General features: G+C 60.2%; 21 protein-coding genes. 14 read left to right on the plus strand and 7 right to left on the minus strand.

The window, feature by feature from the left end; translation table 11 throughout:
• Window positions 1-12: 12 nt before the first annotated feature.
• Window positions 13-744 (minus strand): DsbC family protein, encoded by a 732-nt coding sequence (locus ACSOSP_RS10800; protein ID WP_455306412.1) that lies wholly within the window; start codon window positions 742-744, stop codon window positions 13-15.
• A 47-nt stretch (window positions 745-791) separates the two neighbouring features.
• Complete coding sequence (locus ACSOSP_RS10805) at window positions 792-1964, minus strand: UbiH/UbiF family hydroxylase (protein WP_455306413.1); 1173 nt, start codon at window positions 1962-1964, stop codon at window positions 792-794.
• A 273-nt stretch (window positions 1965-2237) separates the two neighbouring features.
• On the opposite strand from ACSOSP_RS10805, the gene ychF reads away from it, so the two are divergent.
• The 5 genes from ychF to ACSOSP_RS10830 all read left to right on the plus strand — a co-directional run bounded on the left by ychF (window position 2238) and on the right by ACSOSP_RS10830 (window position 7765).
• Window positions 2238-3332, plus strand: coding sequence for a redox-regulated ATPase YchF (gene ychF / locus ACSOSP_RS10810; protein ID WP_455306415.1), 1095 nt, complete (start codon window positions 2238-2240; stop codon window positions 3330-3332).
• A gap of 148 nt (window positions 3333-3480) precedes the next feature.
• Window positions 3481-4323: a DNA damage-inducible protein D gene (gene dinD, locus ACSOSP_RS10815; RefSeq protein WP_455306417.1), complete on the plus strand. Its 843-nt coding sequence runs from the start codon at window positions 3481-3483 to the stop codon at window positions 4321-4323.
• A gap of 63 nt (window positions 4324-4386) precedes the next feature.
• Window positions 4387-4701, plus strand: coding sequence for a DUF3761 domain-containing protein (locus ACSOSP_RS10820; RefSeq protein WP_455306419.1), 315 nt, complete (start codon window positions 4387-4389; stop codon window positions 4699-4701).
• A 209-nt stretch (window positions 4702-4910) separates the two neighbouring features.
• A complete protein-coding gene (gene ettA / locus ACSOSP_RS10825; RefSeq protein WP_455306421.1) occupies window positions 4911-6578 on the plus strand; it encodes an energy-dependent translational throttle protein EttA in 1668 nt (555 codons plus the stop codon).
• A 68-nt stretch (window positions 6579-6646) separates the two neighbouring features.
• Window positions 6647-7765 carry a DUF748 domain-containing protein gene (locus ACSOSP_RS10830; protein WP_455306422.1) on the plus strand — a complete coding sequence of 373 codons (1119 nt, stop codon included), beginning with the start codon at window positions 6647-6649 and terminating at the stop codon, window positions 7763-7765.
• Here ACSOSP_RS10830 and ACSOSP_RS10835 read toward each other — a convergent pair whose 3' ends face one another.
• The 3 genes from ACSOSP_RS10835 to ACSOSP_RS10845 all read right to left on the minus strand — a co-directional run bounded on the left by ACSOSP_RS10835 (window position 7766) and on the right by ACSOSP_RS10845 (window position 10562).
• Complete coding sequence (locus ACSOSP_RS10835; protein ID WP_455306424.1) at window positions 7766-8389, minus strand: HAD family hydrolase; 624 nt, start codon at window positions 8387-8389, stop codon at window positions 7766-7768.
• Window positions 8390-8405: 16 nt separating this feature from the next.
• Complete coding sequence (locus ACSOSP_RS10840) at window positions 8406-10226, minus strand: aminopeptidase P family protein (protein WP_455306426.1); 1821 nt, start codon at window positions 10224-10226, stop codon at window positions 8406-8408.
• A 72-nt stretch (window positions 10227-10298) separates the two neighbouring features.
• Complete coding sequence (locus tag ACSOSP_RS10845; protein ID WP_455306428.1) at window positions 10299-10562, minus strand: hypothetical protein; 264 nt, start codon at window positions 10560-10562, stop codon at window positions 10299-10301.
• Between the two features lie 203 nt (window positions 10563-10765).
• Here ACSOSP_RS10845 and ACSOSP_RS10850 point away from each other — a divergent pair, with 203 nt between their 5' ends.
• The 7 genes from ACSOSP_RS10850 to ACSOSP_RS10880 all read left to right on the plus strand — a co-directional run bounded on the left by ACSOSP_RS10850 (window position 10766) and on the right by ACSOSP_RS10880 (window position 16888).
• Window positions 10766-11515 (plus strand): response regulator transcription factor, encoded by a 750-nt coding sequence (locus ACSOSP_RS10850; protein ID WP_455306430.1) that lies wholly within the window; start codon window positions 10766-10768, stop codon window positions 11513-11515.
• 51 nt (window positions 11516-11566) lie between these two features.
• Window positions 11567-12880, plus strand: a complete 1314-nt coding sequence (gene hemA, locus ACSOSP_RS10855) for a glutamyl-tRNA reductase (RefSeq protein ID WP_455306432.1) — start codon at window positions 11567-11569, stop codon at window positions 12878-12880.
• Window positions 12881-12979: 99 nt separating this feature from the next.
• Window positions 12980-14062: a peptide chain release factor 1 gene (prfA, locus tag ACSOSP_RS10860; RefSeq protein ID WP_455306434.1), complete on the plus strand. Its 1083-nt coding sequence runs from the start codon at window positions 12980-12982 to the stop codon at window positions 14060-14062.
• On the plus strand, window positions 14059-14895 hold the full coding sequence (gene prmC, locus ACSOSP_RS10865; RefSeq protein WP_455306435.1) for a peptide chain release factor N(5)-glutamine methyltransferase: 837 nt from the start codon (window positions 14059-14061) through the stop codon (window positions 14893-14895). Before prfA ends, prmC begins: the two co-directional genes overlap by 4 nt.
• A gap of 182 nt (window positions 14896-15077) precedes the next feature.
• Window positions 15078-15389, plus strand: coding sequence for a Grx4 family monothiol glutaredoxin (gene grxD / locus ACSOSP_RS10870; protein WP_455306437.1), 312 nt, complete (start codon window positions 15078-15080; stop codon window positions 15387-15389).
• A gap of 35 nt (window positions 15390-15424) precedes the next feature.
• Window positions 15425-16006 (plus strand): UbiX family flavin prenyltransferase, encoded by a 582-nt coding sequence (locus ACSOSP_RS10875; RefSeq protein WP_455306439.1) that lies wholly within the window; start codon window positions 15425-15427, stop codon window positions 16004-16006.
• A 96-nt stretch (window positions 16007-16102) separates the two neighbouring features.
• Window positions 16103-16888, plus strand: a complete 786-nt coding sequence (locus ACSOSP_RS10880; protein ID WP_455306441.1) for a DODA-type extradiol aromatic ring-opening family dioxygenase — start codon at window positions 16103-16105, stop codon at window positions 16886-16888.
• A gap of 119 nt (window positions 16889-17007) precedes the next feature.
• Here ACSOSP_RS10880 and ACSOSP_RS10885 read toward each other — a convergent pair whose 3' ends face one another.
• Complete coding sequence (locus ACSOSP_RS10885) at window positions 17008-18600, minus strand: APC family permease (RefSeq protein ID WP_455306443.1); 1593 nt, start codon at window positions 18598-18600, stop codon at window positions 17008-17010.
• A 423-nt stretch (window positions 18601-19023) separates the two neighbouring features.
• Between ACSOSP_RS10885 and ACSOSP_RS10890 the strand changes: the two genes are divergently transcribed.
• A complete protein-coding gene (locus tag ACSOSP_RS10890; protein WP_455306445.1) occupies window positions 19024-19227 on the plus strand; it encodes a cold-shock protein in 204 nt (67 codons plus the stop codon).
• Window positions 19228-19358: 131 nt separating this feature from the next.
• Here ACSOSP_RS10890 and ACSOSP_RS10895 read toward each other — a convergent pair whose 3' ends face one another.
• Window positions 19359-20609 (minus strand): Hsp70 family protein, encoded by a 1251-nt coding sequence (locus ACSOSP_RS10895; protein WP_455306446.1) that lies wholly within the window; start codon window positions 20607-20609, stop codon window positions 19359-19361.
• Window positions 20610-20806: 197 nt separating this feature from the next.
• On the opposite strand from ACSOSP_RS10895, the gene ACSOSP_RS10900 reads away from it, so the two are divergent.
• On the plus strand, window positions 20807-22288 hold the full coding sequence (locus tag ACSOSP_RS10900; protein WP_455306448.1) for an MFS transporter: 1482 nt from the start codon (window positions 20807-20809) through the stop codon (window positions 22286-22288).
• Window positions 22289-22361: the final 73 nt, after the last annotated feature.

The following is a 22361-nucleotide window of genomic DNA, read 5'->3' on the forward strand; positions in this document are numbered from 1 at the left end:
CAGTCAAGTCAATCAGTGAACCGCCGACAATTCCTTCTCCAGCCGATCTGCAGGCACGGCGCCAGGCAGACGGCGTCCGTCGGCTAAGAAAACGGTCGGCGTACCGGTCACGTTCATCGACTGGCCGAGCTTCAGGTTTTTGTCGATAGCGGTCGTATCGCAGCTGGCGGCCGCGGTGGGCGCGGTGTGGTCGAGCATCCAGCCTTCCCAAGCGCCAGAGCGGTCCTTCGAGCACCAGATCGACTTCGACTTGACCGACGAATCCGGCGACAAGACCGGGTACAGGAAGGTGTAGACGGTGACGTTATCGACGGACTTGAGCGTGGTTTCCAACTGCTTGCAGTACGGGCAATTCGGATCGGAGAACACCGCGATCTTGCGCGCGCCCGTGCCCTTCACCACCTTCACCGCGTTCTCGAACGGCAGCTTCGCGAAATCGATCTTGTTCGTTTCCGCCAGACGCGCTTCGGTGATGTTCGTGCGCGTGCGGGTATCGACGAGATCGCCCATCAGCAGATAGTTGCCGGTCGCGTCGGTGTAGACGATCTGCGACCCGAGGTTGACTTCGTATAGCCCCGGAACCGGCGACTTTTCCACGCTTTTGATGTCGGCGTCACCGATGCGCGTTTGCAGCGTGGCCTTGATCTTGTCGGTGGTCTGATCGGCTTGCGCCGCGATGCCGATGCCAAACACCGCGGCCAGCGTGGCAGCAGCGACCAGGGCGCGGCGAAGAGTGATTTTCATTCGAGTTTCCGTCAATCTGAAGTAGGTGGGGTGTTCTTAACCAAGTCTCATCCAAGCGCCGCGGACACAAGCCAGCGTTTGACAAGCGGTTGTGCACCCACGAGCGCCATGCCTGTGTTGCGCAGCCCGCGAGCGAGCGTGCCGGGCATGGCGAAGAGTTTCTGCAGGCCATCGCAGGCGAGCGTCAGTTTCTGGATGTCTTCGCGACGGGCGCGTTCGTATCGGCGCAATAAAACCGGGTCGCCGGCCGTTCGGAACGCTTCCTTGTTGGCGAGGGTTTCGGCCAGCGCGGCCACATCGCGCAGACCCAGGTTCATGCCTTGTCCCGCCAGCGGGTGGATCAGATGTGCAGCGTCGCCGACCAGCGCCACGCGTGGACCAATCAGCCGGTCCACGGTTTGCAGCGCGAGCGGAAAACCCTGCGCCGGCGTTACGCATTCGAGCGCGCCGAGCATGTTTTGCGTGGCCTTTTCAACTTCCGCCGCGAGTTGGGCGGGATCGAGTTTCAGGAGGGCATCGGCGTGCTCGGTTTTAGCCGACCACACGAGCGAGGCGTGATCGCCGGGCAACGGCAATAACGCGATGATCTCGCCATCGCGAAACCATTGATAAGCCGTCTCGCCATGCGCCTTTTCGCACTTGAAGTTCGCGACAACACCCGTTTGCCGATAATCCCGGCGCTGCATCTTAGCGCCCGTCTGCGCTCGGACCCACGAATGGGCGCCGTCCGCGCCGACCACCAGGTCAGCTTCGAGCGTGTCGCCGTTTGCGAGGGTCAGGTGCGCTGCGTCATCGTGAATGGTCAGGCCCTGGGCGCGCGAATCGATCCACGTGAGGTTCGGCTGAAAACGCAGCGCGGCATCGAGCGATCGTTCAATCAACGACGACTCCACGATCCAAGCCAATTGCGGCACGGCAGCCTGGAATGCGGAGAAATGCAGCTCGGCGAAAGCATCGCCGAAAACGCGCATGTCCAGCACCGGTCCAAGCTTGTCGTGCTCGAGTGCCTGCCAGACGCGCAGCCGTTCCAGCAGCGCCTGCGAGCTCGACGACAGCGCGTAGATGCGGGAATCGAAGCTGTCGGCGGCGGGCGCTGCCGCAGCGGGCGTGGCCAGCAGCGCCGTGCGCAGGCCGGATTGCGTCAGCGCAAGCGCCGCCGTCTTGCCGACGAGTCCGCCGCCAACCACAACCGCGTGAAAATTTCGTGAGTGGAAAGTCATACGTCCATTATAGCTGTCGGGGTATGTCGAGATTCGATGTGCATGCGGCATTCCAGCGGGTGCGACGCCCTGAAGCGACCCTGCAGCGGACTTGTAGCTACCCTCCCGCCCGCCCAGCCGACCCGGCCGTGGCGCTACAATAGCGGTTTTTCCGGCCCCGTACGACGTGGCCGCCCGCTCAGCGCGTGGCTCCCGGGGGTTGTGAAACCCGCGACACGCGCATCCAGCGTTGACCCACGCGGCGCACGCCGTTTCACCAGTTCGAAGGATTCCATGAGCCTCCAATGCGGCATCGTCGGCTTGCCTAACGTCGGCAAGTCCACACTGTTCAATGCACTGACCAAGGCCGGCATCGCCGCCGAAAACTACCCGTTCTGCACGATCGAGCCGAATGTCGGTGTGGTCGAAGTGCCGGACCCGCGGCTGGCGGCGCTCTCGGGAATCGTCACGCCCGAGCGCGTGGTTCCGGCCATTGTTGAATTCGTCGATATCGCGGGCCTCGTCGCCGGTGCGAGCAAGGGCGAAGGGCTGGGCAACAAGTTCCTCGCGAACATTCGCGAAACCGATGCCATCACGCACGTCGTGCGCTGCTTCGAAGACGAAAACGTGATCCACGTTGCGAACAAGATCGACCCGCTCGCCGACATCGAAGTCATCAACACGGAACTGGCGCTGGCGGATCTGGCTACGGTAGAAAAGGCTCACCATCGTTACGCCAAGTCGGCGCGCTCGGGCAACGACAAGGAAGCGGCGAAGCTCGTCCCCTTGCTGGAAAAGATCCAGGCGCAACTCGATCAGGCGAAGCCTGTGCGCGCGCTGGACCTGAGCGAAGACGAACTCGCGCTGATCAAGCCGCTGTGCCTGATCACGGCCAAGCCGACCATGTACGTGGCAAACGTGAAGGACGACGGGTTCGAGAACAATCCCCATCTGGACGCGGTGCGCAAGCACGCGGACGCCGAGGGCGCGCCGGTGGTCGCGGTATGCGCGGCGATCGAAGCGGAAATCGCGGATCTCGACGATGCCGACAAGCAGGAGTTTCTCGCCGATATCGGCATGGAAGAGCCGGGCCTGGATCGCGTGATTCGCGCAGGGTACAAGCTGCTCGGCTTGCAGACGTATTTCACGGCGGGCGTGAAGGAAGTGCGGGCGTGGACGATTCATATCGGCGACACCGCGCCTCAGGCCGCCGGCGCCATTCACACGGACTTCGAGCGCGGCTTTATTCGCGCGCAAACCATTGCCTTCGATGACTTCGTCGCGTTCAAGGGCGAGCAAGGCGCGAAGGAAGCCGGGAAGATGCGGGCGGAAGGGAAGGAATATGTCGTGCACGACGGCGACGTGATGAATTTCCTGTTTAACGTCTGATGTAATATTTTGTCGTCCTAGGCTGTTCGGTGATTGTCATTAAAAGCGGAGTCCCTGATAAAGGAGATTCCGCTTTTTTTATTGCACCGTACTGGCGGTGCCGGCCGCGCTGCTTGCCCATCGCGCGCCACCACCTTGGACGCCGACCATGAAGACCGAACTGATTTACTCGTTGACCGAGCATTTCGAAGCGCACGCTCAGCAGACCAGCAGCGGTGTCGAATTCTGGCTTGCCCGCGACTTGCAGCACCTGCTTGGCTATGCGAAGTGGGAGAACTTCGTCAAAGTGGTGAACAAAGCCGAGATTGCCTGCGAAACATCGGGGCATGCAGCAGCAGACCATTTTCCTGACGTCAGGAAAATGGTCGACCTCGGTTCAGGCAGCCAGCGCGAAGTCGATGACATCATGCTCACCCGCTACGCCTGCTATCTGGTCGCGCAAAATGGAGACCCCAAAAAGCACGAGATTGCGTTTGCACAGACCTATTTCGCCGTCCAGACCCGGCGCGCCGAGTTGATCGAGCAACGGCTGCTCGACTCGGAACGTCTGGTCGCCCGCATGAAACTGACAAGTACAGAGAAGGAGCTATCCGAAGTGATTTTCGAACAAACCGGTGGAAACGATGATTTCGGCATGATTCGCAGCAAAGGCGATCACGCCTTGTTCGAAAAAACGACCCAGCAAATGAAGTCGCATTGGAAGGTCCCAGCCAAGCGCCCGTTGGCCGACTTCGCGCCCACGATCATTCTCAAGGCAAAGGACTTCGCGGCGGAAATCACCATCTTCAATTCCCGCGAAAACAAGCTTGGAAGCGAAGAAGAGATCTCGAAGGAACATATCAACAACAATCGCGCGGTTCGTAAGACCCTGCTTGAACGCGGCATCCGGCCGGAAACACTTCCTGCGGCGGAGGACGTAAAAAAGGTCGCGCGCCGGCTGGCATCGGAAGATAAAACGCACGCGAAGAATCCGGCAGCGCTTGATTCCTGATTGCTCCGAGATGACAGCCGCGACCGGTGGTGCGGCGACCCGAAACGACCTGCGCAAGCTTTCATGTTCCTCGCGCCCAAAGCAAAAACAATGACGACACGTTTGTATCGCCGCATCGCCTCGATCCTCCTCGCCGCCCTCGCGCTCCATTGCTCCAGCTCATTCGCTTACAGCTATTCCGCCCCGAACGAAGCCGACCTCGATAACCACCAGACCTACCGCAATCACGACGGCGAAACCGTCCACTCGCCCGCGCATTCACGTTCGGGCGAAGCCCCCGACGGCGCCACCGCCCAATGCCGCGACGGCACGTGGAGCTTCAGCCGGCATCGCAGCGGCACGTGTTCGCGCCACGGCGGCGTCGCGGCCTGGCGCTGAGAATGCTTGGGGCGCCGGCATCGAAGCAGATAAACGGCCGCCGAACAGCCATATTCATCGAAGTACAATGTCGTCACTTCCCGCGCGCTGCGGGAGACGCACCTTCGCGTACTGAATCCATGGGCTTCCCGGCAGAGGCTTAAAAACCGACGTCCGCCCGGCCGAAGCCCGCCGTAAAACCGAAAACCTCAAGACAACCAAATCCGCAAATGGCCCAATACGTCTTCACCATGAACCGCGTCGGCAAGATCGTGCCGCCCAAGCGCCAGATCCTGAAAGACATCTCGCTGTCGTTTTTCCCCGGCGCCAAAATCGGCCTGCTCGGCCTGAACGGCTCCGGCAAGTCGACCCTGATCCGCATCATGGCGGGCGTCGACAAGGAAATCGAAGGCGAAGCCACGCCGATGCCGAACCTGAACATCGGCTATCTGCCGCAAGAACCGCAACTCGATCCGCAGCAAACCGTGCGCGAAGCCGTTGAAGACGGCCTCGGCGAAGTCTTCAGCGCGCAGAAAAAGCTCGATGCCATCTACGCGGCCTACGCGGAACCGGACGCCGACTTCGACGCCCTCGCCGCCGAGCAAGCCAAATACGAAGCCATCCTCGCGACCAGCGACGGCGGCACGCCCGAACAACAGCTCGAAGTCGCCGCCGACGCGCTGCGCCTGCCTGCATGGGACGCGAAGATAGAACACTTGTCGGGCGGCGAAAAGCGTCGCGTGGCGCTGTGCAAATTGCTGCTGCAAAAACCCGACATGCTGCTGCTCGACGAACCGACCAACCACCTGGACGCGGAATCGGTGGACTGGCTTGAACAGTTCCTGACGCGCTATCCGGGCACGGTCGTGGCGGTCACCCACGATCGTTATTTCCTCGATAACGCCGCCGAATGGATTCTCGAGCTTGATCGCGGCCACGGCATTCCGTGGAAGGGCAACTACAGCAGCTGGCTTGACCAGAAGCAGGATCGGCTGAAGCAGGAAGAATCGACGGAATCCGCGCGTCAGAAAGCGCTGAAGAAAGAACTGGAATGGGTGCGCCAGAATCCGAAGGGACGCCAGGCGAAGTCGAAGGCGCGGATTGCGCGCTTCGAGGAACTCAACAGCCAGGAATATCAGAAGCGCAATGAAACGCAGGAAATCTTCATCCCTGTCGGCGACCGGCTGGGCAATGAAGTGATCGAGTTCAAGAACGTAAGCAAGGCTTACGGCGACCGCCTCTTGATCGATAACCTCAACATGAAGATCCCGGCAGGCGCGATTGTCGGAATTATCGGGCCAAATGGCGCGGGGAAATCCACGCTATTCCGCATGCTGACGGGTAAGGAACAACCGGATACGGGCGAGATAGTCACCGGTCCGACGGTGAAGCTGGCGTACGTGGATCAAAGCCGCGACGCGCTCAACGCCGGCAAGACCGTGTTCGAAGAGATTTCGGGCGGCGCGGACGTGCTGACGGTCGGCAAGTACGAAACGCCGTCCCGGGCGTATATCGGCCGCTTCAACTTCAAGGGCGGCGATCAGCAAAAGACTGTCGGCGCGTTGTCAGGCGGTGAACGTGGCCGGCTGCATCTGGCGAAGACGCTGATTGAAGGCGGCAACGTGCTACTGCTGGACGAACCGTCGAACGACCTGGATGTTGAAACGCTGCGCGCGCTGGAAGACGCGTTGCTGGAATTCGCGGGATCGGTGATGGTGATTTCGCACGATCGCTGGTTCCTCGACCGGATCGCAACGCACATCATTGCGTTTGAAGGCGATTCCCAAGTGACGTTCTTCGACGGCAACTATCAAGAGTACGAAGCCGACAAGCGCAATCGTCTCGGCGAGGAAGCGGCGAAGCCTAAACGCCTGCGCTACAAGCCGATCGTCCGGTAAGCACGGCGAGGGCCGACAACAACAGACCGGATCGCCGCCCGCGCGCGGCTTGGATGGGGGACATCGGGATGGCGGGTACAAGGGCGCGACGCGTGGCGCTGTGGGCGGGCGCAGTCATCGTGGTGCTGGTGGCGGCGGCTGTCGGCGGCGGCTATTTCGTAGCGCACGAAATGAAGGCGCGCGTGCTCGAAGCGCTCGGGCCGCTTGGCTCGGTGGAAGATATCGATGTGGGTTATGCACGCATCACGCTGAGCCACCTGCGTCTGCGGGGACCGCAAGGCTGGCCGACCGAAGACACGCTGCGCGCCGAGCGCGTGACACTGAATGTTGATATGCGCGCCATGCTGAGCAACCGCGTGCATCTGCAACACGTGACGGTGGATGGTTTTTATCTCTCCGTTGCCCGTTTCGCCGATGGCCGCATCGAATTGCTACCCAATCTCCAGCAGTCGACGCGCGAGGCTCAGGCCGCCTCGAGCGAAGCCGCGGCGCACGCGCAAGAAGACCGGCGGATCGATCACGTCACATTTGAGCGCGGCGCGATGGAATTCTTCGATCAATCCGTGCAAACGCCGCCCTACAGGATTCTGATCGCTGACGCGCGTGCCAACGTCGACAACCTGCACCTTCCCGCGCTCACCGATCCGACCAAGCTCGACATGACCGGGACGATCAAGGGGCCGTCCCACACAGGCACGGTCGCATTCAACGGGTGGATGAAAATAGCGAACAAGGATTCGCAGACGCACACGACCTTGCGCAATGTCGACATCGCTACGCTCGATCCGTATCTGCTGAGGAAAGCGGGCGCCAAGACAAGCATTTCGGGCGGCACGCTCGACCTGACGCTAGACGCCACCGTGCGCGACTACCATATCCACGCGCCAGGTTCGGTCGTGCTGAACCACCTGCAGTTAGCGGATAACGGCAACGCGCTCGACACCTTCCTCACCATTCCGACCAAGATCGCGATTGCCGCACTGAAGAATCACGATCAAATCAAACTGGACTTCGAACTCGACGGCGATCTGCGCGACCCGAAATTCTCGCTCAACGAGAGCTTGATGAAAAAGCTCGCGACGGGCTTCGCGAAAGTGGTTGGCGTGAACACCGAAGGCGTGGCTAAAAACGCCGGAGGCGTGGTGAAAAGCATCGGCGACACGCTCAAGAATCTGTTCGGAAAGTGATCACACAGGCAAACCGAGCGTCCTCAAGCGCGCTTCGGTTTGCTTGGCATTCGTGTGATGTACGGCGTTCCAGCCAAGTACCGTAGCGGCCTGGATGTTCTTCGCGTTGTCATCGATAAAAACAACTTCCTCCGGCTGAATGCCCGGAAGATGCTTTTCAATCTCAGTCCACATCAACGCGAAAATCGCCGGATCGGGTTTCGCGACCAGCACGCGCCCCGACACCACCACTTCGCGGAACCGCTGCAGCACCGGAAACCGCTCCCACGCCCAGGGGAACGTTTCAGCCGACCAGTTGGTGAGGCCGAAGAGCGGCACTTGCGCGGCTTCGAGCTTGTCGACCAGGGCGACGCCGTCTTCCAGCACGCCTCCCAACATTTCCTGCCAGCGCTCGTAAAACGCCCGGATCAGCGCTTCGTGTTCAGGGAATCTGGCGATCAGTTCAGCGGTGCCGTCGGCGATGGTTTGCCCTGCGTCCTGCTGCAGCACCCAGTCGCCCGCGACGACGTTCTCCATGAACCAGCGCCGCTCGGTGGCATCGGGAATCAGCTGGCTGTACACGTACTCGGGATTCCAGTCGATCAGCACGCCACCGAAATCGAATACCACCGCCTTGATCGCCATTCGTTTAGATCTCCACTCAGATTGCTTGAGTGCGTTTTTCGAGCCACGTTTTCGCCGCGCCGGACACATGCGGCGAGACGCGTTCGAGGACCATTGCGTGATAGCCGTTGAGCCACGCGCGTTCGTCGTCGCGCAGTAGAGCCAGGTCGATACAGCGCGCATCGATAGGACACAGCGTCAGCGTTTCGAACTTGAGGAAATCGCCGAATTCGGTTTTGCCGGCGGGCTCGTTCATGACCAGGTTTTCGATCCGGATGCCCCATTTCCCCGGCCGATAAAGCCCCGGCTCAATCGACGTGATCATGCCGTCCTCCATTGCCGTGTACGGCTCGGCCGGCGCGTAGTGCGAGATGACCTGCGGGCCTTCGTGCACGTTGAGGAAATAACCGACGCCATGCCCCGTGCCATGTCCGTAATCCGCGCCGGCTTCCCAGATTGGCGCGCGAGCGATGGCATCGAGCATGGGTGAGCGAATGCCGCGCGGGAAATGCGCCCGCGACAACGCGATCGTCCCTTTCAGCACGATGGTGAAATCGCGTTTGTGCTCGGCCGTAATCGTGCCGATGGGTACAACGCGCGTGATGTCCGTCGTGCCGCTCAGGTATTGGCCGCCGGAATCGATCAGCAGCAAACCATTGCCTTCGATCACCGAATGCGACGCTTCGGTTGCGCGGTAATGCGGCATCGCACCGTTCGAGTTGAAGCCGGCGATGGTCGCGAAACTCAGCGTCACGAAACCCGGCCGGCGCGCACGCGCAGCGGTCAGTTTTTCATCGATGGTGAGTTCCGTGATCGTCTCGCGCCCAAGTGCGTCTTCGAACCACGCGAAGAACTCGGCGAGCGCCGCGCCGTCCTGTTCCATGGTCGCGCGGATGTGCGCGGCGTCGGCGGCGGTCTTGCGCGACTTGGCGAACGTCGACGGGTTCACCGCTTCCACGATCTTCACTTCGGCCGGCACTTTCTCGAGCGAGCCGAACGTGATTCGACGCGGATCGATAAGCAGCGTAGAACCGGCGGGCAACGCGGCAAGCGCATTGGCAACGGCGGAGTACGGCTCGACCCGCACGTCCTCCTTCGCCAGCGACGCCTTGAGATCGGCGGAAATCTTGCCATCGCCGACGAACAATGCGGCGTCGTCCAGACCGATCAACGCATGTGCGACGAATACGGGGTTATAGGTGACATCGGCGCCGCGCAAGTTGAACAGCCACGCGAGATCGTCGAGCGTCGAGATGAAATGCCACTGCGCGCCTTTCTCGCGCATCACGCGGCGCACTTCAGCCAGCTTTTCGGGACGCGTGACGCTCGCCTGAGGCGCGACGTGTTCGTACACACTCTCCGATGGCAAACCCGGCCGCTCCGGCCAGACGGCATCGAGCAAGTCCAGGTCCGTGCGCAAGACGATCCCGCGCTCCGTCAGCGCATCCTTCAGCGTCCGGGCCGCCGCCACGCCGAGCACGGCGCCATCGACGGCCACCGTGTCGCCGGCCGCCGCGTTCTCCGCGAGCCAGTCCACGTGCGGCGCGGATTGCTGCCCCGCCATCATCTTCATCAATTCGATGCCCGTTCCGGCCAGTTGCGCCTCGGCCATCGTCCAGTAACGGCTGTCGACCCACACGCCGGCGAAATCGGCGGTCACGACAAGCGTTCCGACCGAGCCGGTAAATCCCGACAGCCACTGCCTGCCCTGCCAGTGCTCCGGCAGGTATTCGGAGATGTGCGGATCCGACGACGGCACCAGCACGGCAGCGAGCGCCTCGCGCGCCATCGCGCCACGCAGCAATTCGATGCGCCGGGCGAAAGTCTGGCCATTTGGGGTATTCAATCGATCGTTCATGGAATCACCTGCAGAATTTTTTTGTTACGTAGAACCAGTCGAACCATAAGGTCAGCAGCGGTCAACGGCGAGTCAGCGCCGCGCCGCCATCCCTACCGTCACGGTCACCGCGACCAGCGCCAACAGCGCACAAGAGAGCCATTCGAGGGAGTCACCATCATGGAATGCCGCGGTGATATTGCCGAGCATTTTCGCGACTGCGGCCGCCACGATACCTACGAGACCCGCCGCCCATAGCCGGCCGAAAGGCTTTGAGACCGAACGCCTCAACGGATGTAACCACCCGCCGGCCAGCCCGATCACCAAACCGAGAAACACAATCCCTGGCCACCCCATTAGCGGGGCATTCCAGCGAAATTAAGACTAAACCTATGGGTTGAATCGGATTGGTCAACTAGCATTTTCGATTCTGTAAACCTATAGAAGGTCTGGAAGGCGCTTGCAGCGTAGCGAAGGAGTTTAGGGGGCCGCAAAGGCGATGGCAAGCAAGCGCCGCGCCGCCCGGCCAGCTCTCAGCGCGCGTGAAGGCGTCGGAAATCATGCGAATCGCCATTATCGACGCGGACGTCCAGCACGCCGCACTCATCCGCCGGACGCTCGTCCTGGACGGCCATTTCTGCCATTTCTTCCCAACGGCGCCCGTGTTGCTGGATCGAATGAGGTACGACACATTTGACTTGCTGATTGCCGCCAATGAAACGCGCGACATGATCGGCGCGGAAATCATCGAACGTGTGAGGCAACTGGCGCCGCAACTTCCCATCGTGTTGATCGCCGCGAGCCAGAGCGAGTCCGATATGGTCGCGTGCCTGAAAGCGGGTGCCGATGATTGCGTCGCCAAACCCGTCCGCTGCACCGAACTGGCCGCCCGTGTGGAAGTGCTGGCGCGCCGAAGCGCGGTTCGTACGCCCGCTGCCGAGCATTTCGGCGAGTATCGGTTCAATATGTCGGAATTGAGCGTCAGTTTTTTGGATCAGCGGGTTTTGCTCACGCCGAAGGAATTCCGCTTCGCCCGCTTGCTGTTCACGAATCTGTCGCGCGCCGTGTCCCGTGCGCACATCATGGAAGTGGTGTGGCCGCGCGGGAGCGACATGGCGTCGCGGACTTTGGACACCCACGCGTCTCGCCTGCGCACGAAATTGCTTCTGCGGCCGGACAACGGTTATCGGCTGACGCCGCTGTACGGTTACGGCTACCAACTGGACCGGATTGAAACGGATTTCATGCCGGGGGGCTTGTCTGGCATGGGTTTGCCAGCTGGAACTGAAGAAATTCACGAAAGGCTATAATATCGGGCTAAATTCAAAGGCATCTCAAGGCCATCGGATCAGGCCCAAAACATGCAGCTCCTCGCGATCGGAATCAATCACCACACTGCGCCTGTCGCCTTGCGCGAACGCGTGGCGTTTCCGCTCGAACAGATCAAACCAGCGCTCGGCGCGCTGAAGGATCTGTGGCTGGGGCCGCTGGGGAAGGCTGCGCCGGAAGCCGCGATCCTGTCCACGTGCAACCGCACGGAGCTGTATTGCGCTACCGACGACAAAGCCGCTCGGGACGCCGCGATCCATTGGCTGTCCAAGTATCACAACCTGCCGGTCTCCGAGCTCGCGCCTCACGTCTACGCGCTGCCGCAGTCCGAAGCGGTGCGGCATGCGTTTCGGGTCGCGTCCGGGCTTGATTCCATGGTGCTTGGCGAGACGCAGATCGTAGGTCAGATGAAAGATGCGGTGCGCACCGCGTCCGAAGCCGGCGCGCTCGGCACGTATCTCAACCAGTTGTTCCAGCGGACCTTCGCCGTCGCGAAGGAAGTCCGCACCACCACCGAAATTGGGGCTCAATCTGTTTCCATGGCCGCTGCTGCCGTGCGTCTAGCGCAGCGCATATTCGAAAACATTTCAGGCCAGCGCGTGCTGTTCATTGGCGCGGGCGAGATGATCGAGTTGTGCGCGACGCATTTTGCCGCGCAGAAGCCGCGGGAACTCGTAGTCGCAAATCGCACTGCGGAACGCGGTGAAAAGCTCGCCGAACGCTTCAACGGCCGCTCCATTCCCCTCTCCGAGCTGCCCGCGCGCATGCACGAGTTCGACATCATCGTGTCGTGCACGGCATCCACCTTGCCAATCATCGGGCTTGGCGCGGTCGAGCGGGCCGTCAAGGCGCGCCGCCATCGGCCGATTTTCATGGTCGATCTCGCCGTGCCGCGCGATATCGAACCCGAAGTGGGCAAGCTGCAGGACGTATTCCTCTATACCGTCGATGACCTCGGCGCCATCGTGCGCGAAGGCAGCGCGTCCCGGCAAGCGGCGGTGGCGCAGGCGGAATCGATCATCGACACGCGGGTGCAGAACTTCATGCAATGGCTCGATGCACGCAGCATCGTGCCGGTGATCCGTCACATGCACACGCAAGCCGACGCCATGCGCCGCGCCGAAGTCGAACGCGCCCGCAAGATGCTCGCGCGCGGCGACGACCCGGCGGCGGTGCTCGAAGCGCTGTCGCAGTCGCTGACCAACAAGCTGATCCACGGCCCCACGCACGCGCTCAGCCGTGCCAGCCGCGAGAATCGCGACCAGCTTATCGACCTGATGGGCGGGCTTTACAAGCACGGCCATCCGTCGGGATCGAACGATCCGACCGATCCGTCGGAAACTTAGCGCCCCTCTCTCGTCTTTTCTTCAGTTGCGCCGCATGCGAGCATCTTTGCGGTCGCGTTCCTGATCGCTGTCCACTCCGGAGCTTCGCTCCAGCCTTCCATGAAAACGAGCATGCAAAACAAGCTCGACCAGCTGACTACCCGGCTGGCCGAACTCAATGACCTGATGAGCCGCGAAGATGTGACCGCCGATATGGACCAGTATCGGAAGATCACGCGGGAAAACGCCGAAATCGGGCCGGTCGTGGAGCAATACGCGTTGTGGCGGCAAGCGTCGAACGACGAAACCACCGCCATGGAGCTGCTCGCCGATCCCTCCATGCGCGATTTCGCCGAAGAAGAAATTGGCGAGGCGCGCGAGCGGATGCTGGCTATCGAGCGTGATCTGCAAGCCATGTTGCTGCCGAAAGATCCGAACGATGACCGCAATATCTTCATCGAAATTCGCGCGGGTACGGGTGGAGATGAATCCGCGCTGTTCGCGGGCGACCTGCTGCGCATGTATCTTCGATACGCCGAGCGCAATCGCTGGACGGTCGAGATGATGTCGGAAAGTGTCTCCGACCTTGGCGGTTATAAGGAAGTGATCGTGCGGATCGCGGGCCTGAACGTGTACTCGAAGCTGAAGTTCGAGTCGGGCGGGCATCGGGTGCAGCGGGTGCCGGCGACTGAGACGCAGGGGCGTATCCACACGTCGGCGTGCACGGTCGCGGTGATGCCCGAAGCCGATGAAATTGGCGAGGTGGTGATCAATCCGGCAGATTTGCGTATCGATACTTTCCGCGCTTCCGGCGCCGGCGGCCAGCACATCAACAAAACCGATTCGGCCGTGCGCGTCACGCATTTGCCGACGGGAATTGTCGTGGAGTGCCAGGACGATCGCTCGCAGCACAAGAACAAGGATCGTGCGCTGAAGGTGCTCGCCGCGCGGATCATGGACAAGCAGTATCACGAGCAGCACGCGAAGGAAGCGGCCACGCGCAAGAGTCTGATCGGCTCGGGCGATCGGTCGGAACGGATTCGCACGTATAACTTTCCGCAGGGGCGGATGACCGATCACCGGATCAACCTGACGCTGTACAAACTCGACGCGATCATGGATGGCGATATCGACGATCTGGTTGGCGCGCTCGTCAGCGAACATCAGGCCGAGTTGCTGGCCGCGCTGGGCGATTCGGAATGACGACAGTTGCCGGATTGTTGCGCGCGTCTACGCTGCCCGCGCTCGAAACGCGCATTCTGCTCGAACATGTGCTCGGCTGGCGGCGCACCGAATTGATCACGCGCGACGACGAGGAGCTGGCGGTGGAAAGTGTCGATCGCTTCGACGCGCTGGCGCAACGGCGCGCGGCGGGTGAACCGATTGCGCAGCTCGTGGGAACGCGGGAGTTTTTTGGTCTCGCGTTCGAGGTCACGCCGGATGTGCTGATTCCACGGCCGGAGACTGAATTGCTCGTGGAAATCGCGCTTGAACAACTGGCGGGAATTGGAGCGCCGCGGGTGCTCGATCTGGGCACGGGCACCGGTGCAATCGCGGTGGGAATCGCTTTCGCTACTCCGAACGCGCGTGTCTGGGCAGTCGACCGCTCCGCACAAGCGCTGGCGGTTGCCGCGCGAAACGCAGCGAAACTCCTTGACGCAGGCAGGCCGAGCGGTGAAATCGCGCTGCTGGAAAGCGACTGGACAGCCGCTCTCGATCCCGAGCTGCGCTTCGACGTGATCGTGAGCAATCCGCCGTACATCGCGCAGAACGATCCTCATCTTTCGGAAGGCGATCTGCGATTCGAACCGCGCACCGCCCTCACCGATGAAGCCGATGGGCTCGCCGCGATCCGCACAATCGTCCAGACGGCGCCATTTTTCCTCGCAACCGGCGGCTCACTCTGGCTGGAGCACGGCTACGATCAGGCCGCAGACGTACGCGCCCTGTTGAGCGCGCGCGGCTTTTCCGACGTACGCTCGGAGCGCGATCTGGCTGGTATCGAACGTGTCAGTGGCGGGTTTTTCACGGCTTGATAACCCTTGGCGTCCACGACAACCGGCCATAAGCCATCCCGGCCGGCTCAAGCCGCTCCGATTGAAATCCGCTATCATTTCACATCATTAGCGTGTGAAATTTCGCTTGAAGTAGAAGTGGCGCGTGCCTCACCGCTCGACCCAAAATTAACCCCGCATTACAACGCCTCGCAGGAAAGACCATGGATACGCAAGAACGCATCAAGCAAATTGTCGACGGAGCACCGGTCGTGCTGTTCATGAAGGGCACCGCTCAGTTCCCCATGTGCGGTTTTTCCGGTCGCGCCATCCAGGTGCTGAAGGCGTGCGGCGTGACCGAGATCAAGACGGTCAACGTCCTCGAAGACGATGGCGTGCGCCAGGGCATCAAGGAATTTTCCAACTGGCCGACCATTCCGCAGCTTTACGTGAACGGCGAGTTCATCGGCGGCTCGGACATCATGATGGAAATGTACGAATCGGGTGAACTGCAACAATTGTTCGCCGCTGCCTGAGATTGTCCGCCGCACGTTCTTCGCCTCCAGCGCCCGTGCCGCGACGGTTGATCGTCGCCATTACGGGTGCATCGGGTTCAATCTACGGCGTCCGGCTGCTGGAAACGCTGCGCCGCCTGGGTGGCGTTGAAACGCACTTGCTGATCTCAAGCGCCGGCTGGCTGAACATCCAGCATGAACTGGATCTCGATAAAACCGCCGTCCAGGCGCTTGCCGATGTCGTGCATAACGTACGCGATGTCGGTTCGAGCATTGCATCGGGATCCTTTGCCACCGACGGCATGATCGTCGCCCCTTGTTCGATGAAAACGCTGGCGAGCATCGCGCTCGGGCTATCGGACAATCTGATTACCCGCGCCGCCGATGTCGTGCTGAAAGAACGTCGCCGCCTGGTGTTAATGGTGCGCGAAACGCCGCTCAACCTCGCGCATCTTCGCAATATGACCTCGGTCACCGAGATGGGCGGGATCATTTTTCCGGCACTGCCGGCGTTTTATCATCGCCCTGCGTCCATCGATGAAATGGTGGATCAGACGGTCGATCGCGTGATCGACATGTTTGCGCTCGGAAGCCCGACCGCCGCCGCTTGGTCAGGGTTGAGAGACACGGATAATTAACAACACTGGCGACACAATTCATTGCCTCGCCGGCTGTTTATTAACCGGTCGACTATCTCTATATTCGTGGTAACTACTCTTTCCGAGGTTGCTGCGATGTCCCGCCTTCCGTCTGTTTTCATTTCCCACGGCGCTCCGACGCTGCCCATCGATCCATCGATGCCGTCCGCCGAATTCGCCTCCTTCGCCACGCGCTTCGAACGCCCGCGTTCGATACTCATGCTTTCCGCACACTGGGGCACGGCCCAACCCGTTGCGAGTGTGGCCGAGCAACCAGAGACCATCCACGATTTCTACGGTTTTCCGCGTGCGCTTTACGAGATCCACTACCGCGCGCCGGGTGCGCCGGAACTCGGTAAGCAAGCCGCGACGCTGCTGACCCAGGCGGGCATTCCGTCGGCGATCACCGAACACGGTCTTGACCACGGCGCCTGGGTGCCGCTGCTGCTGATGTTTCCGGATGCGGGGATTCCGGTCGCTCAATTGTCCATACAGCCACATCTGGACCCGGCTCACCACTATCGCGTAGGCCATGCGCTGCGAGCGCTAAGGGACGATGGCGTGATGATCGTGGGCTCGGGGCAGATCACGCATAACCTGCGGACAGCGGATTTCAGCGCACGGCCGGAAGATGGGGACCCCCGCGTGACTGAATTCACGGATTGGTTCGAAGACAAGCTGGCGAAAAGGGACATCGAAGCGTTACTCGACTACCGGAAACAGGCGCCGCACGCCGTATTAATGCATCCGACCGATGAACATTTGCTGCCGATTTTCGGTGCGCTGGGCGCCGCCGACGATGATTTTGAACTCGGGATTCAATCGCTCGGTACATTTCAGAAAACGTTGGCCATGACAAATTACGTTTTCGGCGATGCCTAAATCCCCACAAAATGCGGCGATTTGCCACGGGCGGTATGCCACGAACGGAAACAAAAAACCCGCTTGATTGCTCAAGCGGGTTTTTTTAATTGAAATAGCGGAGTTTTACGAGCGGGTTATCACGCGCCAACTTCGGCGAGGATATCGTCGTGGCTTTCGCGTTCATCGAGATATTGCGACCGATATCCGGTTTGCACGCCCCAAAAATAAAACGCCAGCGCCATGACGGCCACCAACGCCATATCCCAGCCGTACGGCAATAATCCGCGTCCGCCAAATTCCTTGCTGCCGATGAGCGAAACAACGGCCATCGCCGGCAAATATACGATTAGCCACCACGCCGCCCTCAGGTCGTCGCTCCACTCGTGAAAACCGGTCTTGGACTGATAGTAGAAATACACCGGCAACGCGACCACCATCAGCAGGATGATTTCGCCGGTCAGCGGCCACTTTGCCCAGTACAACACCTCGGATGCACACACGAATGCGAACGGCGCGATGATCGACATGCCTTTGATCATCAACGGCCGATGCAGGTCCGTGGCCGCGCGGCGCAACGCCATCAGGCTCACGGGGCCAGTGAGGTAAGAAATCACTGTGGCTACCGAAATCACGGCCGCCAGCGAGCTCCAGCCGCGGAAGAAGAACATGAAGACGAACGCGACGCCCAGGTTGAAGAACATGGCCGGACGCGGCACGCCGTAGAGCGGATGAACGTGGCCGAGGATCTTCGGCAGCGTGTTGTTGCGCTCCATTGCGTAGATCATGCGTGACGTCGTGGCCATGTAGGTCGTGCCGGTACCGCTCGGGCTGACGAATGCATCGACGTAAAGCAGGAACGCGAGCCAGTTCAGGTTAAGCGCCAGCGCGAGTTCGGCGAAGGGTGATGCAAAGTTGAAGTTGCTCCAGCCTTTCAGCACATCGCCGGGACTCACTGCGCCGATATAAGCCACTTGCAACAGCACGTAAATGACGAGTGCCATGAGAATTGAGCCGATCACCGCAAATGGAATACTTTTCGACGGATTACGCGCCTCTCCGGCCAGATTAACAGGGCTCTGAAACCCGTTAAAACTGAATACGATACCGCTAGTAGCAACCGCGGTCAGGACTGCGGACCAGCCATAAGGTGCAAAACTCGAACTCGTACCAAAGTTCTCACTATGAAATCCGGTCAGCATAAGGCCGAGAATGGTTGCACCGGGAATAATGAACTTGAATACGGTAATGGCGGAATTGGCGCGGGCAAATAATTTAACACCCCAGTAATTCAGCAGGAAATACACGATCACCAATAAAGCCGATAAACCTAGTCCGACGGGCGTAAGTGATCCGTCGACAAAAAGTGCATGGGCCCATGAATATGGCCAGGTACTCATATATTGAATCGATGCTTCCGCTTCAATTGGTATCACCGAGACAATCGCAATCCAGTTTGCCCATGCACTGACGAATCCGACCAGCGCGCCATGTGAATAGCGTGCGTACCGGACCATTCCGCCAGACTCCGGGAACATGGCGCCGAGTTCAGCATAAGTCAGCGCGATGGCCAGTATGACGACCGCGCCAATAACCCACGCGACGATAGCCGCAGGACCTGCAATCTTGGCCGCTTTCCAGGCGCCGAACAGCCAGCCCGAGCCGATGATCGAACCCAGGCCTGTCAGCAGAAGCGCCACTGGCCCAATGTTCCGTTGAATAGAACTTTTCACTACGTCTCCTTCAGTCAGAAAACTTTCAAATACCTTATGCGGATTAATGCACAACCTTCAGATCAATTCATGCCGTGCCCCAACATGGCGCGTAGTTTAACGGGTGTGCCCGCTTCACGCTCCAACTGTTACGACTGAGCTTTGGACCGGTTCGACTGATGTAAAAAATATTAATCGAAAGATTTGTAATGTGACGATTGATGTCACTAAATCGCCTCAAAAAAACCCCTGTTTACAGTCGGATATTATTTGACCTCCAGTTTGATTCGCCGTATAAACCTTCTTGCAGGAATTCAAGTGGCGAGTGAATTGGTCTTTCGTAGTTCGCCCATCACGGTACTCCGGTTGGTCCCATTGCCCCTTCCTTGATTTTCATGCACATTCGGGCTTCGGCCTTATTCAACATCTTTAGGAACACGTAACATGGAAACCGGTACCGTCAAGTGGTTCAATGACGCAAAGGGCTTTGGCTTCATCACGCCGGACGGCGGTGGCGAAGACCTTTTCGCACATTTCTCTGAAATCCGCGTGGAAGGCTTCAAGACGCTTCAGGAAAACCAGAAAGTTACCTTCGAAGTGAAGACCGGCCCGAAGGGTAAGCAAGCTGCAGACATCAAGCCGGCTTAAGTTTATTGCCCGTTTGAATACAGAAAAACCCCGCACTCGCGGGGTTTTTCTTTTTGTGTCACGGATTTATCAGCAGTTAATGAGAAATTACTTTAAATGATTGGTCGAATGATAATTGCAATTAATACCGGTCAACCGAATAGCCGGCGCGCATAAATACCGAGTCCGGTCGCCACGCTGGCCAGCCGGTCGCCAAACACCGGTTCAGCCTCCGGGAACGCGTCGGAGAGCGATTGCGACAGAAAACCGAGTCCGGTCGATCCGCCCGTGAAATAGATCGCGCCTACGTCCTGCGGCGTAACCCCCGCGCGGTGCACTGTTTCCCGCGCGGCCGCCACGATCCGCCGCGTCTCTTCCAGCCCCGCGTCGATGAGCTGCTGCTCGCTGAAGCCGATACGCAGCGCGTCTTCCACCTCCTCCATGCCAATAGTGGTCTCACCGCCCGCAGCCACTTCGATCTTGGCGGTCTCCGCGTGCGAAGCCAGCGCGTGTCCGAGACGGCGTTCGACCACTCGCATCAGGCGATCGTGGTGCTTCGAGTCGCTGTAGAGATGCCGCATCAACTGGAGTTCGTTGACGCGTTTCGGCCCGTAGACGGTGTTGATCAGATGCCAGGTGGCCAGGTCGAAATAGACGCGATTGGGCACTTCGCGGCCTTCCGGCGCCATCGACTGGTAGCCGAGTTCGCGCAGGATTGTCGCGAGCTCCACACGCCGGTCGAAATCCGTTCCGGCCACGTGGACGCCGTAATGCGCGAGCACGTCGTCTTTTCGCGACAACAGCTTGGCGCGCGCTGGCCCGACCCGCACCAGCGAGAAGTCCGACGTGCCGCCGCCAATATCCGCGACGAGCACCAGCCCCTCTTCCGTCAGACGTGCTTCATAGTCGAAAGCGGCGGCGATCGGTTCGTATTGGAAATGAATATCTGTCAGACCAATGGCCTGGGCTGCGGCCTGAAGCTGGTTCTGGGCGAGCTGATCGGCACGCGGATCGTCATCGACGAAAAATACCGGGCGGCCCAGCACCGCCCGAGTGATGGGCGTGCTGGACACTGCCTGCGCCTTCTGCTTCAGATGCTGCAGGAACAGCGTGATGACGTCGACGTAGCGGATCGCGGAACCGTCGCCCAGGTCCGTGCTCGTCTCAGCCAGCGGCGAGCCGAGGATGCTCTTCATGGAGCGCATCAGACGGCCGTCGAAGCCGTCGATGTAAGACTCGAGCGCAGCCCGCCCGTAGGCTTGCTCGTCCTCGTCCGTGTTGAAAAAGACAGCGGTCGGCAGCGTGGTGGCGGTGCCTTCGACCGGTGCGAGCCGGATCGACGCCCCGTCGGGCAATGCGACCGCTGAATTCGACGTGCCGAAATCGATCGCGCAATAGGTCATGAGGTGAGCGTCGGCAGCGTAAACGCCGACGACGTCGCAAACAAAAAGTGGAGCGCGTTTTTAGCACGTAACGCGCAGTACATCAACAGCGAATCAAAAACAACGCCGGGGGAACGGATTTTGCTCGAAAACCCGGTAATTAATGCTCTCTGCCGGAGGCGCGTGCAGCCGGTTATTCCCAATTACCGGCCGAACGTATGAACAACACCACGACGATCCGCGCTGTTGAAGCAGAGAAGGAGGCGCCAGCGAGGATCATTGAAACCGATCTGCCGGGAAGGCTCGACAGGCTGCCGTGGGGCCGCTTTCATACGCTGATCGTGCTGGCGCTCGGGATCACGTGGCTGCTCGACGGGCTCGAAGTGACGCTCGCCGGCGCGGTGGCCAGCGCGTTGAAAACCAGTCACGTGCTCAAGTTTTCGAACGCCGACGTGGGTTTTGCGGGCAGCGCCTACATTGCGGGCGCTGTGATCGGCGCGTTGGGCTTCGGCTGGCTTACGGACCGGCTCGGGCGCCGCAAGCTCTTTTTCATCACCCTGTTTTTGTACGTGGTGGCCACGGCGGCGACGGCTTTTTCATGGAATCTCGCGAGTTTTGTGCTGTTTCGCTTCCTGACCGGCGCGGGGATCGGGGGCGAATACACCGCCATCAATTCCACGATCCAGGAGTTCACCCCCGCCCGCGTGCGCGGCTGGACCGACCTCGCGATCAACGGCACATTCTGGGTGGGCGCGGGGCTGGGGGCAGCGGGTTCGATCGTGCTGCTCGATCCGGGCTTGCTGCCGCCCGATTACGGCTGGCGCGCGTGTTTTCTGATCGGCGCAATTTTGGGTTTGCTGATCCTGTTCATGCGCATGTGGGTGCCGGAAAGTCCGCGCTGGCTGATTACGCATGACCGTGTGGACGAGGCGAAGGAAATTGTGGAGGGCATCGAAGGGAAGTTTCGCGAACATGGCGTGACATTGCCTACCGATCCCGTCAAACCGCTGCGCCTCCACGCCCGCGATCACACAAAGCTCAGCGAAGTGTTCCACTCGCTGTTTCATTCGCATCGCCGGCGCTCGCTGGTCGGGTTGACGCTGATGACCGCCCAGGCGTTCTTCTATAACGCGATCTTTTTCACCTACGCGCTGGTGCTGACCGATTTCTACGGCGTGCCGGGGGATCATATCGGCTGGTATGTATTACCGTTCGCCGCGGGCAATTTCCTCGGGCCGATCATGCTAGGCAAGCTCTTCGATGTCCTCGGCCGGCGCAAGATGATCGCCTTCACTTACGCCATGTCGGGGGTGTTGCTGACCATCAGCGGGTACATGTTCGAGCAGGGTTGGCTGACGAGCACCACGCAGACTATTTCCTGGATGGTGATCTTCTTCTTTGCATCGTCGGCGGCGAGTTCAGCGTATCTCACCGTCAGCGAAACCTTTCCGCTCGAGATTCGAGCACTGGCCATCGCGATTTTCTATGCCTTTGGGACGGCGCTAGGCGGCATTGCGGGGCCTGCGCTGTTCGGCCGACTCATAGACACACATGAGCGCGGCGCGGTGTTTACGGGCTATCTGATCGGTTCTGCGCTCATGCTGCTGGCGGCGGTCGTCGCCGGCATATGGGGGGTATCGGCAGAACGCAAGTCGCTGGAGGACGTGGCACGGCCGTTGTCATCGGCGGAGGGGGATTGAGCGTTTCCTGCGCGATTCCTACGCGGTTTCAGCCGCGCATGGAAAAATCCCCGAAACCTTCAGCTCCGGGGAT

This window comes from Caballeronia sp. KNU42 (assembly GCF_053760385.1).

Bases quoted from the DNA above. Each gene is read 5' to 3' on its own strand.
- ACSOSP_RS10800 (WP_455306412.1), bottom strand. From the start codon at position 744: ATGAAAATCACTCTTCGCCGCGCCCTGGTCGCTGCTGCCACGCTGGCC.
- ACSOSP_RS10805 (WP_455306413.1), bottom strand. From the start codon at position 1,964: ATGACTTTCCACTCACGAAATTTTCACGCGGTTGTGGTTGGCGGCGGA.
- ychF (WP_455306415.1), top strand. From the start codon at position 2,238: ATGAGCCTCCAATGCGGCATCGTCGGCTTGCCTAACGTCGGCAAGTCC.
- dinD (WP_455306417.1), top strand. From the start codon at position 3,481: ATGAAGACCGAACTGATTTACTCGTTGACCGAGCATTTCGAAGCGCAC.
- ACSOSP_RS10820 (WP_455306419.1), top strand. From the start codon at position 4,387: ATGTTCCTCGCGCCCAAAGCAAAAACAATGACGACACGTTTGTATCGC.
- ettA (WP_455306421.1), top strand. From the start codon at position 4,911: ATGGCCCAATACGTCTTCACCATGAACCGCGTCGGCAAGATCGTGCCG.
- ACSOSP_RS10830 (WP_455306422.1), top strand. From the start codon at position 6,647: ATGGCGGGTACAAGGGCGCGACGCGTGGCGCTGTGGGCGGGCGCAGTC.
- ACSOSP_RS10835 (WP_455306424.1), bottom strand. From the start codon at position 8,389: ATGGCGATCAAGGCGGTGGTATTCGATTTCGGTGGCGTGCTGATCGAC.
- ACSOSP_RS10840 (WP_455306426.1), bottom strand. From the start codon at position 10,226: ATGAACGATCGATTGAATACCCCAAATGGCCAGACTTTCGCCCGGCGC.
- ACSOSP_RS10845 (WP_455306428.1), bottom strand. From the start codon at position 10,562: ATGGGGTGGCCAGGGATTGTGTTTCTCGGTTTGGTGATCGGGCTGGCC.
- ACSOSP_RS10850 (WP_455306430.1), top strand. From the start codon at position 10,766: ATGCGAATCGCCATTATCGACGCGGACGTCCAGCACGCCGCACTCATC.
- hemA (WP_455306432.1), top strand. From the start codon at position 11,567: ATGCAGCTCCTCGCGATCGGAATCAATCACCACACTGCGCCTGTCGCC.
- prfA (WP_455306434.1), top strand. From the start codon at position 12,980: ATGAAAACGAGCATGCAAAACAAGCTCGACCAGCTGACTACCCGGCTG.
- prmC (WP_455306435.1), top strand. From the start codon at position 14,059: ATGACGACAGTTGCCGGATTGTTGCGCGCGTCTACGCTGCCCGCGCTC.
- grxD (WP_455306437.1), top strand. From the start codon at position 15,078: ATGGATACGCAAGAACGCATCAAGCAAATTGTCGACGGAGCACCGGTC.
- ACSOSP_RS10880 (WP_455306441.1), top strand. From the start codon at position 16,103: ATGTCCCGCCTTCCGTCTGTTTTCATTTCCCACGGCGCTCCGACGCTG.
- ACSOSP_RS10890 (WP_455306445.1), top strand. From the start codon at position 19,024: ATGGAAACCGGTACCGTCAAGTGGTTCAATGACGCAAAGGGCTTTGGC.
- ACSOSP_RS10895 (WP_455306446.1), bottom strand. From the start codon at position 20,609: ATGACCTATTGCGCGATCGATTTCGGCACGTCGAATTCAGCGGTCGCA.
- ACSOSP_RS10900 (WP_455306448.1), top strand. From the start codon at position 20,807: ATGAACAACACCACGACGATCCGCGCTGTTGAAGCAGAGAAGGAGGCG.